General features: G+C 63.0%; 10 protein-coding genes. 2 read left to right on the top strand and 8 right to left on the bottom strand.

What is annotated here, in order from left to right:
- Positions 1 to 101: 101 nt before the first annotated feature.
- The 5 genes from NKJ94_RS27245 to NKJ94_RS27225 form a co-directional block, all read right to left on the bottom strand.
- Positions 102 to 338, bottom strand: a complete 237-nt coding sequence (locus tag NKJ94_RS27245; protein ID WP_352529493.1) for an aldehyde dehydrogenase family protein — start codon at positions 336 to 338, stop codon at positions 102 to 104.
- Positions 339 to 699: 361 nt separating this feature from the next.
- Positions 700 to 3,840, bottom strand: coding sequence for an efflux RND transporter permease subunit (locus NKJ94_RS27240; RefSeq protein ID WP_352529491.1), 3,141 nt, complete (start codon positions 3,838 to 3,840; stop codon positions 700 to 702).
- Positions 3,841 to 4,048: 208 nt separating this feature from the next.
- A complete protein-coding gene (locus NKJ94_RS27235; protein WP_352529489.1) occupies positions 4,049 to 5,200 on the bottom strand; it encodes an efflux RND transporter periplasmic adaptor subunit in 1,152 nt (383 codons plus the stop codon).
- Positions 5,201 to 5,263: 63 nt separating this feature from the next.
- Positions 5,264 to 5,872 carry a TetR/AcrR family transcriptional regulator gene (locus tag NKJ94_RS27230; RefSeq protein WP_352529487.1) on the bottom strand — a complete coding sequence of 203 codons (609 nt, stop codon included), beginning with the start codon at positions 5,870 to 5,872 and terminating at the stop codon, positions 5,264 to 5,266.
- Between the two features lie 289 nt (positions 5,873 to 6,161).
- Entirely contained in the window at positions 6,162 to 7,802 is a 1,641-nt protein-coding gene (locus NKJ94_RS27225; RefSeq protein ID WP_352529485.1) for an acyl-CoA synthetase, read from the bottom strand.
- Between the two features lie 187 nt (positions 7,803 to 7,989).
- On the opposite strand from NKJ94_RS27225, the gene NKJ94_RS27220 reads away from it, so the two are divergent.
- Positions 7,990 to 8,955 (top strand): sugar-binding transcriptional regulator, encoded by a 966-nt coding sequence (locus NKJ94_RS27220; protein ID WP_352529483.1) that lies wholly within the window; start codon positions 7,990 to 7,992, stop codon positions 8,953 to 8,955.
- A gap of 85 nt (positions 8,956 to 9,040) precedes the next feature.
- Positions 9,041 to 11,095, top strand: a complete 2,055-nt coding sequence (locus NKJ94_RS27215) for a bifunctional aldolase/short-chain dehydrogenase (RefSeq protein WP_352529481.1) — start codon at positions 9,041 to 9,043, stop codon at positions 11,093 to 11,095.
- Between the two features lie 65 nt (positions 11,096 to 11,160).
- On the opposite strand, the gene NKJ94_RS27210 is transcribed toward NKJ94_RS27215, so the two are convergent.
- The 3 genes from NKJ94_RS27210 to NKJ94_RS27200 form a co-directional block, all read right to left on the bottom strand.
- Positions 11,161 to 12,216 carry a substrate-binding domain-containing protein gene (locus tag NKJ94_RS27210; protein ID WP_352529479.1) on the bottom strand — a complete coding sequence of 352 codons (1,056 nt, stop codon included), beginning with the start codon at positions 12,214 to 12,216 and terminating at the stop codon, positions 11,161 to 11,163.
- Positions 12,217 to 12,262: 46 nt separating this feature from the next.
- Positions 12,263 to 13,258: an ABC transporter permease gene (locus NKJ94_RS27205; RefSeq protein ID WP_352529477.1), complete on the bottom strand. Its 996-nt coding sequence runs from the start codon at positions 13,256 to 13,258 to the stop codon at positions 12,263 to 12,265.
- An 82-nt stretch (positions 13,259 to 13,340) separates the two neighbouring features.
- Complete coding sequence (locus tag NKJ94_RS27200; RefSeq protein ID WP_352529475.1) at positions 13,341 to 14,867, bottom strand: sugar ABC transporter ATP-binding protein; 1,527 nt, start codon at positions 14,865 to 14,867, stop codon at positions 13,341 to 13,343.
- Positions 14,868 to 14,965 lie beyond the last annotated feature (98 nt).

Genomic DNA, 14,965 nt, shown 5'->3' with positions numbered 1-14,965 from the left:
GAAGGATCGCCCGTAAAGCGGATGACACGGATCCAATACCCGGACCACTTCGACCGATGATTCGTCAGACTCACCAGCAGGGATATTCCTGTAGGCCTTCGCTAGGGCTTGAACCGGCCCCACGGTCCCTCGAACGCCTTGCGCGCAGCAATCACCGCCAAGTCGATGTCCTGGCGGTCGCCGCGCGGCACCGTGGCAATGACCGCACCGGTGGCCGGATTGCGGCTCTCCATAGTCCGGCCCAAGAGGGCATCGACCCAGGCGCCGCCGATGAACATCTGCCGATGGCGCCCGTCGATCGGCAGCCGCAGTGCCGCCGCTGTCTGAGCTATGGTCATGACCGTCCTCCAACCACGCGCGGTAGTCTCTCAGTCTAGATTAGCGGTATCGTTGTATCGAGTCCGTGGGTGATCCGTAACGAACTTATCGCTACCATCAGGAGGCGTGGTCAGCGTCGCACCACGGGCAATCACTTGAGATTAATTATCGATCTCGAGGCCGCCCCTCATCGCCCTGCCGGGCACTTCTCCCCATATAGTGACGGGGAGAAGGACGCCTTCGCAAAGGATTTCGCCAATATCCAGCGCTGCAAAAAAGCGCGCCGAGGTGCGGCTAGTCCCTTCTCCCCGTCACTATACGGGGAGAAGATGCCGGCAGGCAGATGAGGGGCGGCGCCAACCTGCGCGATTGCCTCGACCGCTATTCGGCCGCCAGGGCCAGTTGCGGCCTTTCGCTTTCTTCTGCCGTCGTGGCCGCCTCCTCCGTTGCCCCGACCTTCTTTGGCTCCCTGCCGAAGAACAGCGCGTAGGCTGCCGGCAGGACAAGAATGGTCAGCACCGTGGCGACGAGGATGCCACCCATCATGGCATAGGCGAGCGGCCCCCAGAAGACGCCGCGCGAGATCGGGATCAGCGCCAGCACCGCGGTCAGCGCCGTCAGCACGATCGGCCGGAACCGGCGAACGGCCGAGCCGATGATGGCCTCGGAGCGCTCCACGCCGGCGGCGATGTCCTGGTCGATCTGATCGACCAGGATGATCGAGTTTCGCATGATGATGCCGAGCAGAGCGATGACACCGAGGATGGCGACGAAGCCGAACGGCGCGCCGCTGATCAAAAGTGCTGCCGCCGCCCCGATGATGCCGAGCGGACCGGTCGCCAGCACCAGCATCGCCTTGCCGAAATGCTGCAGCTGGATCATCAGCAGCACGACGATGACCGCAAGCATGATTGGCGCTTTCGCCGCAATCGAGGCCTGGCTTTCGGCCGCATCCTCGGCGCCGCCCTGGATCTCAATCTTGTAGCCGGGTGCGAGGCCGTCGCGCAGGCCCTGCATCTCGCTGTACATTTTCATGGCGACATCGTTCGGCTGCACGCCGTCCGGCAGCGTGGCGCGTACGCTGATGGTCGGCAAGCGGTCGCGCCGCCATTCGACGCCTTGCTCCAGCACCGGGACGATCTTGGCCACCTGCGACAGTGGCACGAAGCCGCCGAATTCGGTCGGGATATAGACGGAATCCACCGCGGACAGCAGATGCCGGTTTGCCTCCGGTTCACGGGCAACGATCGAAACCGTCTCCTCGCCGTCGCGGAAGTCATCCAGCGGCGCGCCGGCCATGGTCGCCTGCAGCATCTGGCGGATGCGCTGCGAGGTGACGCCGAGCGCACGGGCGCGATCCTGGTCGATCACCAGCTTCATCGCCGGCACCGGCTCCAGCCAGTCGTCGTGGATGGCGCCGAGCAGCGGATTTGCCTGGAACTTCGCCTTTACCTCGTCGGCGATGCGGCGCACCTCCTGGCGATCCGGACCCATGACGCGCATCTGCACCGGCCAGCCGGTCGGCGGACCGAGGAACAGGCGATCGACCTTGGCGCGGATCGACGGGAAATCCTCGGCCAGGATGGTGCGCAGCTTGACGATCAGCCGCTCGCGGGCCGGTTCGTCATTGGCCATCACCAGAAGCTGGGCGAAGTTCGGGTTGCGAAGCTGCTGGTCGAGCGGCAGGAAGAAACGCGGTGCGCCTTCGCCGATATAGGTGGCGATGAAGCGCTTGTCCTTGTCGTCCATCATCCTGGCTTCGAGCGCCTTGGCCTGCGTCTCGACTTCCTTGATGCTGGTGCCTTCAGGCAGCCAGAGGTCAACAAGGATTTCCGGGCGCGACGATTGTGGGAAGAAATTCTGCGGGATGAACTGGAACGCCCACAGGCTGGTGGCAAAGGTCATCAGCGTCATCACCAGCACGATGATGCGATGGCGCACCGCCCATGCCACGGTCGAGCGAAGCCGGCGGTAGAAGCCGGTGTCGAAGACATCGTGATGGTTGCCGGCGTGCTTGCGCTGCTTCAGGATCATGTGGCCGAGCCATGGCGTGAAATAGACCGCCGCGAACCAGGACACGACCAGCGCGATGCCGACGACGTAGAACAGGGTGCGCACATATTCGCCGGCCGTCGAGGCGGCGAAGCCGACGGGGATGAAGCCGGCTGTGGTGATCAGCGTGCCGGTCAGCATCGGGAAGGCGGTCGAGGAGTAGGCGAAGCTCGCCGCCTCGACCTTGACCAAGCCTTCCTCGAGCTTTCGCTCCATCATTTCGACGACGATCATCGCGTCGTCGACCAAGAGGCCAAGGGCGATGATCAGCGCGCCGAGCGAGATGCGCTGCAGGTCGATGCCGAGCTCGTACATGATGGCGAAGGTGGCGGCCAGGACCAGCGGAATGACGATCGCGATCACCAGACCCGAACGCCAGCCGATCGACAGGAACGAGACGACAAGCACGATCAGCAGCGCTTCACCGAGCGCTTCCATGAACTCGGCCACCGCATCCTTGACGACTTCCGGCTGGTCGGAAACCTGGTCCACCGAAACGCCATAGGGCAGCGCCTCCTCGAAGCGCTTGTAGGTCGCTTCGACGTCCTTGCCGACATCGGTGACGTTGAAGCCCTTGGCCATGACGACGCCGAGCTGGACGCTGTCGTGGCCGTTGAAGCGGTATTTGCGCTGGTACGGGTCCTCGAGGCCGGAGGTCACGGTGGCGATGTCGCCGAGGCGCGTCACCTGGTTGCCGGCGCGCAGGCGAAGCTCGCGGATGTCGGCCGCCTTGGCGACGTCGCCTTCGACCGAAATGCGCACCGAACGCTGGCCGGTGTCGACCGAACCTGCCGGGTCGACATTGTTCTGGCCCCTGATCGCATTCTGCAGGTCGGTCAGCGTCAGGCCGCGTTCGGCAAGCACCTTGGACGACACGTCGATATAGAGCTTTTCCGGCTGGTCGCCGATGATCACGGCTTTCTCGACGCCGGGCGTCGTCAGCAGCATGTCGCGCGCCTGGATGGCGAATTTCTTCAGCTCGGGATAGCTGTAGCCGTCGCCGCTGATCGAATGCAGCGTGATGAATGTGTCGCCAAATTCGTCGTTGAAGTAGGGCCCGAGCAGCCCCTGCGGCAGCTCGTTCGAGATATCGCCGACCTTCTTGCGCACCTGATAGAACGCATCCGCAACCTGCGCCGGGTTGGTGTCGCCCTTGACCTGCAAGGTGATGATGGCGCTGCCGGCGCGGGTATAGGAGCGGACGAAATCGAGATGCGGCGTTTCCTGCAGCTTGCGCTCGATCTTATTGACGACCTGGTCCTCCATCTCCTTAATCGAGGAGCCTGGCCAGATCGCCTGGACGACCATGACGCGGAAGGTGAAATCGGGGTCTTCCTTCTGGCCCATGCGCATCAGGCCGAGCGCACCGGCGACGATGATAAGCCCGAACAGGAAGCGGGCAATGCTCGGATGGCCGATTGCCCAGCGCGAAAGATTGAAAGACCGCTTTTCATTGGTGTTGGTGGTCATCGGCGTCAGTCCGTTTCAATTTGATCAACAGAGCACGCGCTTTCGCATGCCCAAGGAACTTCCGATGTGAGCTTCCGGGCGGCGAGGCTTTCCGAGTTGAAAGATCTACATCGCGGTGGGACGCGAGGATCGACGTGGGGGTTACATCGACCTGAGATCTCGAAAATCGGGGGCGCCTGCCGCCCGGAAACCGTGAATTGCCTGGCCGTCAGCGCAAGCGCCTTGCGGCGTCGTCATCGGCCGATGCCGACTGCTGCGCTGCATCGCCGGTCAGCTTGACTTTCAGATTCTCGGTCATGAACTGCGTGCCGGCGGCCACCACGACGTCGCCCGGCTTCAGCCCATCGGCGACACTGACGCCGTCGGGCGTGAAGGCGGCGACCTTGACCGGATGCGCATGGACCGTTCCGCCATTGCGGTCGACGGTCCAGACGATCGATTGGCTGTCCTTTTGCGCCAACGCGCTCAGCGGGATCGACACCAGCTGCTGCCGGTTGCCCGCCGCAGCTTCGATGGAGGCGGTCATGCCAAGCAGCACGCGCGGATCGTTGGGCAGGCTGACGCGAACGGCAAAGGTGCGCGACTGCGGATCGGCGCTGCCGGCGACTTCGCGGACCTTGCCTTCGAGCGTCAGCGCCTCGTCGGACCAGAAGCCGGCCTTGACGGTCTTGCCCGGCTTGAATTCGGCGATATCGGTTTCCGGAACAGCGATCAGGACTTCCTTCTCGCCGTCGATGGCAACGGTCACCACCGGCGTGCCGGAGCCGACCACCTGGCCGACATCGGCGGCAACGGCAGTGACGATCCCGTTCTTGTCCGCCTTGAGATCGGTATAGCGGACCTGGTTCTGTGCCTGCGCAAGCTGCGAGCGGGCGGAGTCTCGCGTGGCGACCGCCTGATTGTAGCTGAGCGTCGCCTGCTCGAGCTGCGACTTCGGCGCGAAATTCTTCGCGTAGAGCTGTTCGGCGCGCTTGCGCGTAAGCTCGACTGTCTCGACCTGACGGTCGGCAGCATCGAGGCTGGCCTGAGCGCTTCTCACCGAAAGCTCATAGTCGGTGGGATCGATGCGGGCGAGAACGTCGCCCGGCTTGACGCGGTCACCGATGTCGACAAGGCGCTCGGTGATCTTGCCGTTGATGCGAAAGCCGAGATTCATCTCGGTGCGGGCGCGCACCGATCCGGAATAGGAAAGCTGACGGGTATCGCTCGCCTTGGCGATCTCGACCACCTTGACCGGGCGGATGATCTCCTTGACCTCGGCTTTCTCCTGCGAGCAGCCGACGAGGCCGAGAGCGGCAACGACAATCAATGCCAGGCCGGGGGCCGTTCGCCTGTTGGTGATGGACTTGGACAAAGACACTTTTTCGTACTCCCGAACTGTGGAGATGAATTGCCGACATCGCCGCCCCACGGGCGGCAACGGTCATTTCTTCAAGGCTCTGATTGCAAACTCGGTCAGCTCGTCCGGCGTCGCCCGGTTCTTCTTGGCGAGGCACTGAGCCATCATCTGTGGATGACAGAGGCTGATAATAGCAGCACCGAAACACCGGGAAGCGACTACCGGATCCTGATCGACGAACTCGCCGGCGGCGATGCCCTCGCGGATCACTTCCGCGACCAATTCGTGGATGCTGTCGATGTGCTTTTCGATGACATGCCAGTCGCGCTCGATGGCGACGATGACCATCTCGTGCACCTTCTCCTGGTCGATCATGGTCTCGAGCGTCCACTGATAATGCGTGTGCACGTAGCGGCGGAGCTTCTCGCTGGCGGTGCCGGAACCATGGCAGGCCTCGTAGGTCAGCCGGTAGCAGGTGGCGAGCATGCGGCCGCAAACCGCCTGGTGGATTTCGACCTTGGAGGCGAAGAAGCGATAGATGTTGGCGGTCGACATGCCGAGTTCGCGCGCTATGTCGGCGACGTTGGTCTTGCCGTAGCCGTAGTGGCGGAACAATCGCTCCGCGCAATCCAGGATGCGGGTCACATTTTCCTGGCGGGCGGAGTCGGCGGTGGTGTCTAGGGTTTCAAGCATCTCATTGGCCAAAATTTACGACTGACGAATTTAGAATTTCGTCACTCGTAAATTGAAAACCGTCACCTGTCAAGGCGCGATGTTGGCCGGCTGGCTCAATTGATGACAGATGCTGACATCGTCTTAGGTGAGTCCGCCTGTGAAGCGGGCTCTCGAGAGGTCCTCCAAGCCATGTGGTAAACCCGCCCGCGCGCGTCTACAGCCCCGCGTCTTATTGACGCAAAGGACGCGGTAGCAGTTTGATTTTGCGTATGATTTTCCGAAATCGGTTCCGACTTGGGGTCATGCACTAAGGCTGTTTCGCCATTTCTCGCAGCCGGAACTTCTGGATCTTGCCCGTCGAAGTCTTCGGGATCTCGGCAAAGATCACCGCTTTCGGCACCTTGAAGCGGGCGAGCAGCGCGCGGCAGTGCTCGATGACCTCGGCCTCGGTCGCCGCCTTGCCCGGCTTCAGCTCGACATAGGCAACCGGCACCTCGCCCCATTTGTCGTCGGATCTGGCGACAACGCCACAGGAGGCGACGGCAGGATGTTTGTAGAGCGCCTCCTCGACTTCGATCGAGGAGATGTTCTCGCCGCCGGAGATGATGATGTCCTTGGAGCGATCCTTGAGCTGGATGTAGCCGTCCGGATGCATGACGCCGAGGTCGCCCGAATGGAACCAGCCACCGGCAAAGGCCTCGTCGCTCGCTTTGCGGTTCTTCAAATAGCCCTTCATGACGATGTTGCCGCGGAACATCACCTCGCCAATCGTCTCGCCGTCGGCCGGCGTCTCTTGCATGGTCTGCGGGTCCATCACGGTCAGGCCTTCGAGCGCGGCATAGCGCACGCCTTGCCTGGCCTTCTTCGCTGCCCTCGGCCCCTTCGCCAGCCGGTCCCACTCGCCGTGCCATTCGTTGACGACGGCCGGGCCATAGGTTTCGGTCAGGCCGTAGAGATGGGTGACGGCAAAGCCCGCATCGGCCATGCCCGACAGCACCGCCTCAGGCGGCGGCGCCGCGGCGGTGTTGAAGGTGACGGTCTGCGGGAACTGCCGCTTGTCCTCGTCCCTGGCGTTGATCAGCACCGACATGACGATGGGTGCACCGCAGAGATGGGTGACGCCGTGATCGGCGATGGCATCGTAGATCGGCTTTGGCCGCACCCAGCGCAGGCAGACATGGGTGCCGGCCTGCACGGCAAGCGTCCAGGGAAAGCACCAGCCGTTGCAGTGGAACATCGGCAGCGTCCACAGATAGACCGGGTGCTTGCCCATGCCGGCATGGATGGTGTTGGCATAGGCCATGAGTGCCGCGCCGCGATGGTGGCAGACGACGCCCTTCGGATTGCCTGTCGTGCCGGAGGTGTAGTTGAGCGAGATGGCATCCCATTCGTCGTCCGGCATCGACCAGGCGAAATCCTCATCGCCGTCGGCGACAAACGCCTCGTAGTCGAGCGTGCCGATCCGCTCGCCCTTGGGATAGGGCGCGTCGGCGGCGTAATCGGGATCGTCATAGTCGATCACCAGCGGCTTGACCTTGGCCAGCGCCAGCGCTTGCCGAACCACGCCGGTGAATTCGCGATCGACGAACAGCACCTTGGCTTCGGCATGGTCGAGCTGGAAGGCGATGACCGCGGCATCGAGGCGGGTGTTGAGCGAGTGCAGCACGGCCTTGGTCATCGGTACGCCGAAATGCGCTTCCAGCATCGGCGGTGTGTTGGACAGCATGACGGTGACGGTATCGCCCTTGCCGATGCCGCGCTTCGCCAGCGCCGAGGCAAGCCTCAGCGAGCGTTTCCAGAAATCGTGATAGGTTGTGCGCTGGCGGCCATGGATGATGGCGGTCTGGTCGGGAAAGGTTTTTGCCGCCCGCTCAAAATAGGTCAGCGGCGTCAGCGGCTGGTGGTTGGCCGGATTCCTGTCGAGATCCTGTTCGTAGGGATTGCCCATCCCGTCCTCCGCCAGTGTTCGTCCAGAACTTCTAACCGCGGCCTTCCGGCCCGTCACCACCAACGATGCCATCATAGACCGCGTTTGGCGCAGGATGGTCTAGATTCGGCGGGCGAAAGAGCATCGTATGCCTTCGCTCAATTTGACTTTTGTCGAGAGCCGTGAATAATGTCAGCGAGGAGATGGCATGGCGATCCGACCGGCAGAACAGCTTATCCACAAGGCCGCCTGGCTTTACTATGCACACGGCCTGCGCCAGGACCAAGTGGCCAGCCAGCTGAAGATTTCCCGTGCCTCGGTGGCGATGTATCTGCGCAAGGCGCGCGAGACCGGCATCGTCAACATCTCGACCTCGACCCAGCTTTTCACCGACGACGTCCTGGCGCGCAAGCTGGAAGACGCGCTGCAGCTCGACGCCGTCTGGATCGCGCCGGAAAACGGCTATGTCGCCGACCCGTCGACCGACATTGCTGTGCTGGCGGCAAGCGTCTTTCTCGAGCTGGTCAAGAAGGGCGACCGTATCGGCGTCGCCTGGGGACGGACCGTCTATACGATCGCCGACATCATGTCCTATGCCGACCTGCAGGACGTCACGGTGGTGCAGCTCTGCGGCAATCTGGGAGCCCCCTATTCGTACCGGCCCGACCAATGCACCATGGAAATCGCGCGCCGGCTCAATGCCAAGGGGCTGAATTTATACGCGCCGCTGGTGCTGACGACGGAAGAACTGGCACGCGGCCTGCGCGCCGAGCCGGTGATCCGCGAGCAATTGTCGGGCATCGGTGACTGCGGCCTGGCGCTGTACTCGGTCGGCTCGGTGGATACCGACAGCCATTTGGTCAAATGCGGCGCGCTGACGCCAAGCGAAATGGCTGCATTGCGCAAGGCGGGTGCGGCCGGCGTCATCGCCGGACAGATCATCGATGCCGAAGGCAAGGCGCTCGACTGCAGCTACAACCGCCGGGTGATTTCGGCAGAGCTGTCATCGCTGCGCAGGATCGAAAAGCGCCTTGTGGTGGTGCAGGAGGACAGCAAGTTCGAACCGCTCATCGCGGCGATCGCCGGCGGGTTCTGCACCCATCTCGTTGTCGGCGCGCGCATGGCACGGCGGCTGCTCGACTACGCTGGAGCAACAGCAGAAAAGGTCGCCTGATACCCAGTTCCAGCCGCCGGCGCTTTGTCATCAAGGCGTCGCGGCATTCCTGTTCACAACAAACGAGAAATCGGACGAAGTTGATATGAAGAACCTGTGGAATGACGGCGACGCGGAGAAACTGGTCGCCGACTATGCAAAGAAGGGTGTGTCCCGAGACCTGGCGCTGCGCGTCTACACGACCAGGCTTCTGGGCGGCGAGCCGCGGCTCGTCCTGCATGGGGGCGGCAACACCTCGTGCAAGACCAAGGCCACCGATCTTGTCGGCGACGAATGGGACGTGCTCTGCGTCAAGGGCAGCGGCTGGGACATGGGCGTCATCGAGCCGCAAGGCCTGCCGGCGGTCAAGCTCGGCGCGCTGTTGAAGGCGCGGTCGCTGCAAAAACTCCCCGACGAGGACATGGTCGCGCTGCAACGGGCGAACCTCATCGATCCATCCTCGCCCAATCCGTCCGTCGAGACGCTGCTGCACGCCTTCCTGCCGCACAAATTCGTCGACCACACGCATTCGACCGCAATCCTGGCCATCGTCGACCAGGACGACAGCGAGCCGCTGAGCCGGAAGGTGTTCGGCGAAAAGATGGGGTTCGTGCCCTACATCATGCCGGGTTTCGATCTGGCCAAGGCGGCTGCCGACATCTTCGACGCCGATCCGACGGTCGAAGGCCTGATCCTCGACAAGCACGGCATTTTCACCTTCGGCGACGATGCCAAGCAAGCGTACGACCGCATGATCCACTATGTGACCGTCGCCGAGGACTACATTGCCAGGAACGGCAAGCCGCCTGTCGACAAGTCGGCCTTGCCTGCCAGGCTGGCCAAGCCGGCGGAGATTGCGCCCGTGCTGCGCGGCGCGGTGGCGGTGGCGCGCGGCGAAGGCCGCTTCGACCGCATGATCAGCGATTTCCGCACCTCGGACGCGATCGTCGATTTCATCAATTCGGCGAGGATTGCCGACTTGGCCGGACGCGGCGTCTCGACACCCGACCTGTCGATCCGCATCAAGACCGGACCGATGGCACTGCCGGCGCCCGACGCGGACAAGATCGGCGACTACAAATCCGTCATCCGCCAGCATGTCGAGAAATTCGCCAAGGACTATCGCGCCTATTTCGAAACCAACGACGCGCTCGACGATGTGAAGCGCACCATGCTCGACCAGATGCCGCGGCTGACGCTGGTGCCGGGCCTCGGCATGTTCGGCCACGGCCGCACGCTCAAGGACGCGAAGATCGCCTCCGACGTCGGTGAAATGTGGATCGAGGCGGTGCGCGGCGCCGAAGCCATCGGCGATTTCCGGCCATTGTCGAAAAAGGAGCTGTTCCCGCTCGAATACTGGTCGCTGGAACAGGCCAAGCTCGCCTCCAACAAGCCGAAGCCGCTAACCGGCCAGATTATGCTGGTCACCGGCGGCGCCGGCGCGATCGGCGCCGCCACCGCAAAGCTGTTCGCCGACAACGGTGCCCATGCGGTGGTCGTCGATCTCGACGCGTCAAGAGCTGCCGAGGCGGCAAAAAAAGCCGGCAACAATTCGATCGGCATTGGCGCCGACATCACCGATCCGGCGCAGATGCGCGCTGCGTTCGACAACGCGGTCGCCGTCTTCGGCGGCCTCGACATTCTCGTCTCCAATGCCGGTGCTGCCTGGGAGGGCCGGATCGGCGAGCTCGACGACGCCACTTTGCGCAAGAGCTTCGAACTCAATTTCTTCGCCCACCAGTCGGCGGCGCAGAATGCCGTGCGCATCATGCTTGAACAGGGCACCGGCGGCGTGCTTTTGTTCAACACCTCGAAGCAGGCGGTCAATCCGGGGCCGAAGTTCGGCGCTTACGGCATTCCCAAAGCGGCGACGCTGTTCCTGTCCAGGCAATATGCACTCGACTACGGCGCGCATGGCATCCGCTCCAATGCCGTCAACGCCGACCGCATCCGTTCGGGGTTGCTGACCGACGCCATGATCGCCAGCCGCTCGGGCGCGCGCGGCGTATCGGAGAAGGAGTACATGTCGGGCAACCTGCTTGGGCAGGAAGTGACGGCCGAAGACGTCGCCCAGGCCTTCCTGCATCAGGCGCTGGCCGAGCGGACGACCGCAGACGTGACGACGGTGGATGGCGGGAATATTGCCGCGGCGTTGAGGTAAGCCAAATCTCACCAACAAAAAAGAGCGGCCCGCGAGCCGCTCTTTTCTTTGCCGATAGTGGAAGACTACTTGGCGTTCGGGTTCGGCATCCAGGCCGGCATCGCGACATCGGCATGGGCGAATTGCGGCAGCTTGGCCGAGAGGTCTTCCATGTTCTTGATGTCCTTGTCGAGGAGGTCCTTTTGGGTGATTAGCGTCGGCGGCACGATGACGTTGTGGCCGGGGTCTTCGCCGGCCAAAAGCTGCGCCAGCGCACGCACCGAGACCTGGCCGACAACGGCCGGATTGGTGGCGGCGGTTGCGGCCCAGGCGCTGTCGGGCTCGCGCATCGCGGCGATGTCCGAGGTCGAAATGTCGGCCGAATAGATCTTGACGTCCTTGTTCAGTCCGGCCTCGTCGACGGCGATCTTCACGCCCTTGGCGAATTCGTCATAAGGCGCGAACATCACCTTGATGTCGGGATGAGCCGACAACACCGAGCGAGCCTGGTTGGCGACCGAATTGGCGATCGGATTGTCGAGCGTGCCGAACATGGCGGCTTCGTTAATGCCGGCATACTTCTTTTTGAATTCAACCCAGGTCTCGTTGCGGCGGTCGAGCGGGGCGATGCCGGCGACATAAACATAGCCGGCCTTCCAGCTCTCGCCATTGTCCTTGACCGCCTGTTCGAGCGCCAGGCGCGCAAGATCGCGGTCGGACTGTTCGATCTGCGGGATTTTGGGGTTTTCGACATTGACATCGAAGGCGACGACCTTGATGCCGGCGTCGACGGCGCGCTGGGCGGCGTCCTTCATCGATTCCGTCAGTCCGTGCTGGATGATGATGCCCTGGACGCCGAGCGCGATGGCTTGGTCGACCATGTCAGCCTGAAGGGCTGCGTCCTGACGGCTGTCGAGCACGCGCAGGTCGACGCCGAGTGCCTTGGCCTGCGCCTCGACGCCGGACAGATAAGCCTGGAAGAAGTCGCCGGTCGAGAGATAGCGGACCAGTGCTATCTTGACGGCACCCGGCTTGTCGAACGGGGCCGGCCTGTCCTGCGCCATCGCCGGCAACTGCATCAGCAATGTTGCGCCGGCAAACCCGAGCGCTGCCTTCCCCAAAAGTCTTCTTGTGATGTTCACGTCGTTTCCTCCACTTGTTGAACCCAAAATGTGACCCGGTCGAAACCTATCTCCTGCCCCTGCCGGAAAGGGCGAAGGTGAAGACAAGGGCGACCACGAGAACCACGCCCTTGACGAAATCCTGCGTGTAGTAAGGCGCGTTCATCATCGTCAGGCCCTGCAGCAGCACACCGACAAACACCGCGCCGACGGCCGTGCCGAAGGCGTTCGGCTTGGCGGCGCCGAGAACCGCGTAACCGATGAGTGCCGCAGCCACTGCGTCGAGCAGCAGATTATTACCCGAGGCGATGTCGCCGCGTCCAAGCCGGGCGGCGAGCAAAATGCCGCCGATCGAGGCAAAAACTCCTGATATAACGTAGGCCCAGATTTTGTATGCCTTGACAGGCGCGCCAGCGAGTTCGGCAGCGCGTTCGTTGCTGCCGACCGCATACATCATGCGCCCGAAACGCGTGTATTCGAGAAAGAACCAGATCAGCACCGCCAGCACGAGCAGGACGACGACCGACACCGGAATGAGGTTCGGGATGAAAAAATCGAAGCGATGGCGGCCAAGCGCCAGAAAGGCGGCGCCGAAACTGCCGTTGGCGACCGAGCCATCGGGCATCGTCATGCCGGTGGCGATCGAACGGCCTTCGGTAGGAATGCGTTGCAGGCCGACAAGCAGGAACATCATGCCGAGCGTCGCCAGAAGGTCCGGCACCCGCATATAGACGATCAGCCAACCGTTGATGAGGCCGACGACGGCGCCGATCACAAGACAGACGACGACCGCGACGACGGCATTCTGCTCCAGCACCACCATGACATAGGCAGCCGCCATCATGGCGCTGGTGGCGACCGAGCCGATCGACAGGTCGAAGCCGCCGACGACCAGTGTGGCGGTGACGCCGAGCGCCAGCACGCCGGTGATGGCGACCGACTGAAAGATGAAGACGGCGCTTTGCGGCGAGACGAAGCCATCGGCGGCGACGGCGAAATAGGCGATCAACCCGAACAAAAGGATGATGAAGCCGTAGCGGATGGCACGGTCGCGCAGGATCATTCAGCGCTCCCGCACGCTGGCACCGTCTTCACCCAACCTGAACTCATGCCCTCTCCATTCCATTTGTCTCGTCTGCCGGCCCTCAGGCCGCGCTGTGCAATGGCCCGCCAGCCACTTCGGCCAGCAGGCGCTCGAGATCGATATCGGTGTTGCGATGCTCGCCGACGATCGTCTGCTCTGACATCACCAGGATGCGATCGGCCGTCTCCAGGGCTTCGTCGAGTTCGGTGACGAATAGCAGCGTGGCGCGGCCGTTGGCGCTGGCCCGCAGCTTGGCGGCGATATCGCGCCTGGCCGAAATGTCGACGCCCTGAAACGGCTCGTCGAGGATGAAAAGCCTTGCCGCCTGCGACATCCAGCGGGCGACCATCACCTTCTGCTGATTGCCGCCCGAAAGCGACGCCATCTCGTCCTTCTCCGAGCGGCAGACGATGCCGAGTTCCTGGATCTGCTGGCGGGCAGTGGCGCGTTCGATGCGGCGCTTGAGAACCCCGAGACGCGACATGCGCCTGTGGAACGGCAGACTGATATTTTCCTGGATATTGAAGTCGCCGACGATGCCGTTTTCGCCCCGGTCCTTGGCTACGAGAAACACGCCAGCGGCAATCGCTTCGCCGGTCGACCCCGGAGCATAGGGTTTCCCGTTCAGCACCATGGTCCCGGACAGCGGCTTGCGCAAACCGAATAGCGTCTCGGCAAGCGCGGTCTTGCCGACGCCGACGAGGCCGGTGATGGCAACGACCTCGCCACCGCCGAGCGTCAGCGAGATCGGCCTGGCGCCTTCAGCAATCCGCAGACCGTCGGCGGCAAAAATTGCCTTTGCCGAATTCCTGGCGACGATCCGCTCGAGCTGGATCTTGCGGCCGAGCATGGCGTTGACCGCACCTTCATAATCCAGCGGCTTCTTGTCGAAGATGCCTGAGATGACCCCATCGCGCATCGAAATGATGCGATCGGCAAGCCGCCTGATGTCAGACATACGGTGCGAAATGTAGAGAATGGCCACGCCTTGCTGGCGAAGCCTGTCGAGCAACGCGAACAGCCGGTCGGCTTCGGCACTGGACAGCGAGGAGGTCGGCTCGTCGAGGATCAGCACTTTCGGCTGGTGCGCCATGGCGCGGGCGATCGCCACCATCTGGCGGTCGGCCAGCGAGAGATCGCTGACCCGGGCTTTGAGGTCGATGACCAGCCCCATGCGGTCGGCAACCGCCTTTGCCTCACGGCGCACCCGGCCCGGATTGAACAGCGTCGGCACGCCGCCGCCGCTCAGCCTGTCGAGGGTGAGATTGGTGGCGACGTCGAGGTCGGCGACGACACCGTCATTGATGTTCTGGTGGACGGTGACGACACCAGCGCGGATCGCCTCCGCCGGCGTCTTCGGGGCGAAGTCCCGGGGCGCAAGGTCGTGATCGGCGAGGCGCATCGAACCGCCGCCATGGTCGTAGACGCCGCTGATGATCTTGACGAGGGTGGATTTGCCGGCGCCGTTGGCGCCCATCAGCACGGTCACTTCGCCGGCATGCAATTCGAGCGAGACGCCGCCAAGCACCTCGATATGGCCGAAGGATTTCCTCAGGCCGTCGACACGGAACACGGCATCATTGCCCATTCGTTCCTCCCTGACGGTGACGCTATGGGCTGTATCGGCAATTGTCAACACGATTGACAATTGCCAAAGGGCTTCCTAGCTTGGCCCGGCCGCGATGA

Origin of the sequence: Mesorhizobium sp. M0060 (assembly GCF_040323155.1) — a bacterium.
GTDB lineage: Bacteria > Pseudomonadota > Alphaproteobacteria > Rhizobiales > Rhizobiaceae > Mesorhizobium.
Note: the sequence above shows the minus strand (reverse complement) of the source record. Positions and strands in the feature narration are given on the sequence as shown.

Coding starts and splice junctions, on each gene's coding strand:
- NKJ94_RS27230 (WP_352529487.1), bottom strand. CDS start 5,872: ATGCTTGAAACCCTAGACACCACCGCCGACTCCGCCCGCCAGGAAAAT.
- NKJ94_RS27200 (WP_352529475.1), bottom strand. CDS start 14,867: ATGGGCAATGATGCCGTGTTCCGTGTCGACGGCCTGAGGAAATCCTTC.
- NKJ94_RS27205 (WP_352529477.1), bottom strand. CDS start 13,258: ATGATCCTGCGCGACCGTGCCATCCGCTACGGCTTCATCATCCTTTTG.
- NKJ94_RS27215 (WP_352529481.1), top strand. CDS start 9,041: ATGAAGAACCTGTGGAATGACGGCGACGCGGAGAAACTGGTCGCCGAC.
- NKJ94_RS27225 (WP_352529485.1), bottom strand. CDS start 7,802: ATGGGCAATCCCTACGAACAGGATCTCGACAGGAATCCGGCCAACCAC.
- NKJ94_RS27245 (WP_352529493.1), bottom strand. CDS start 338: ATGACCATAGCTCAGACAGCGGCGGCACTGCGGCTGCCGATCGACGGG.
- NKJ94_RS27220 (WP_352529483.1), top strand. CDS start 7,990: ATGGCGATCCGACCGGCAGAACAGCTTATCCACAAGGCCGCCTGGCTT.
- NKJ94_RS27240 (WP_352529491.1), bottom strand. CDS start 3,840: ATGACCACCAACACCAATGAAAAGCGGTCTTTCAATCTTTCGCGCTGG.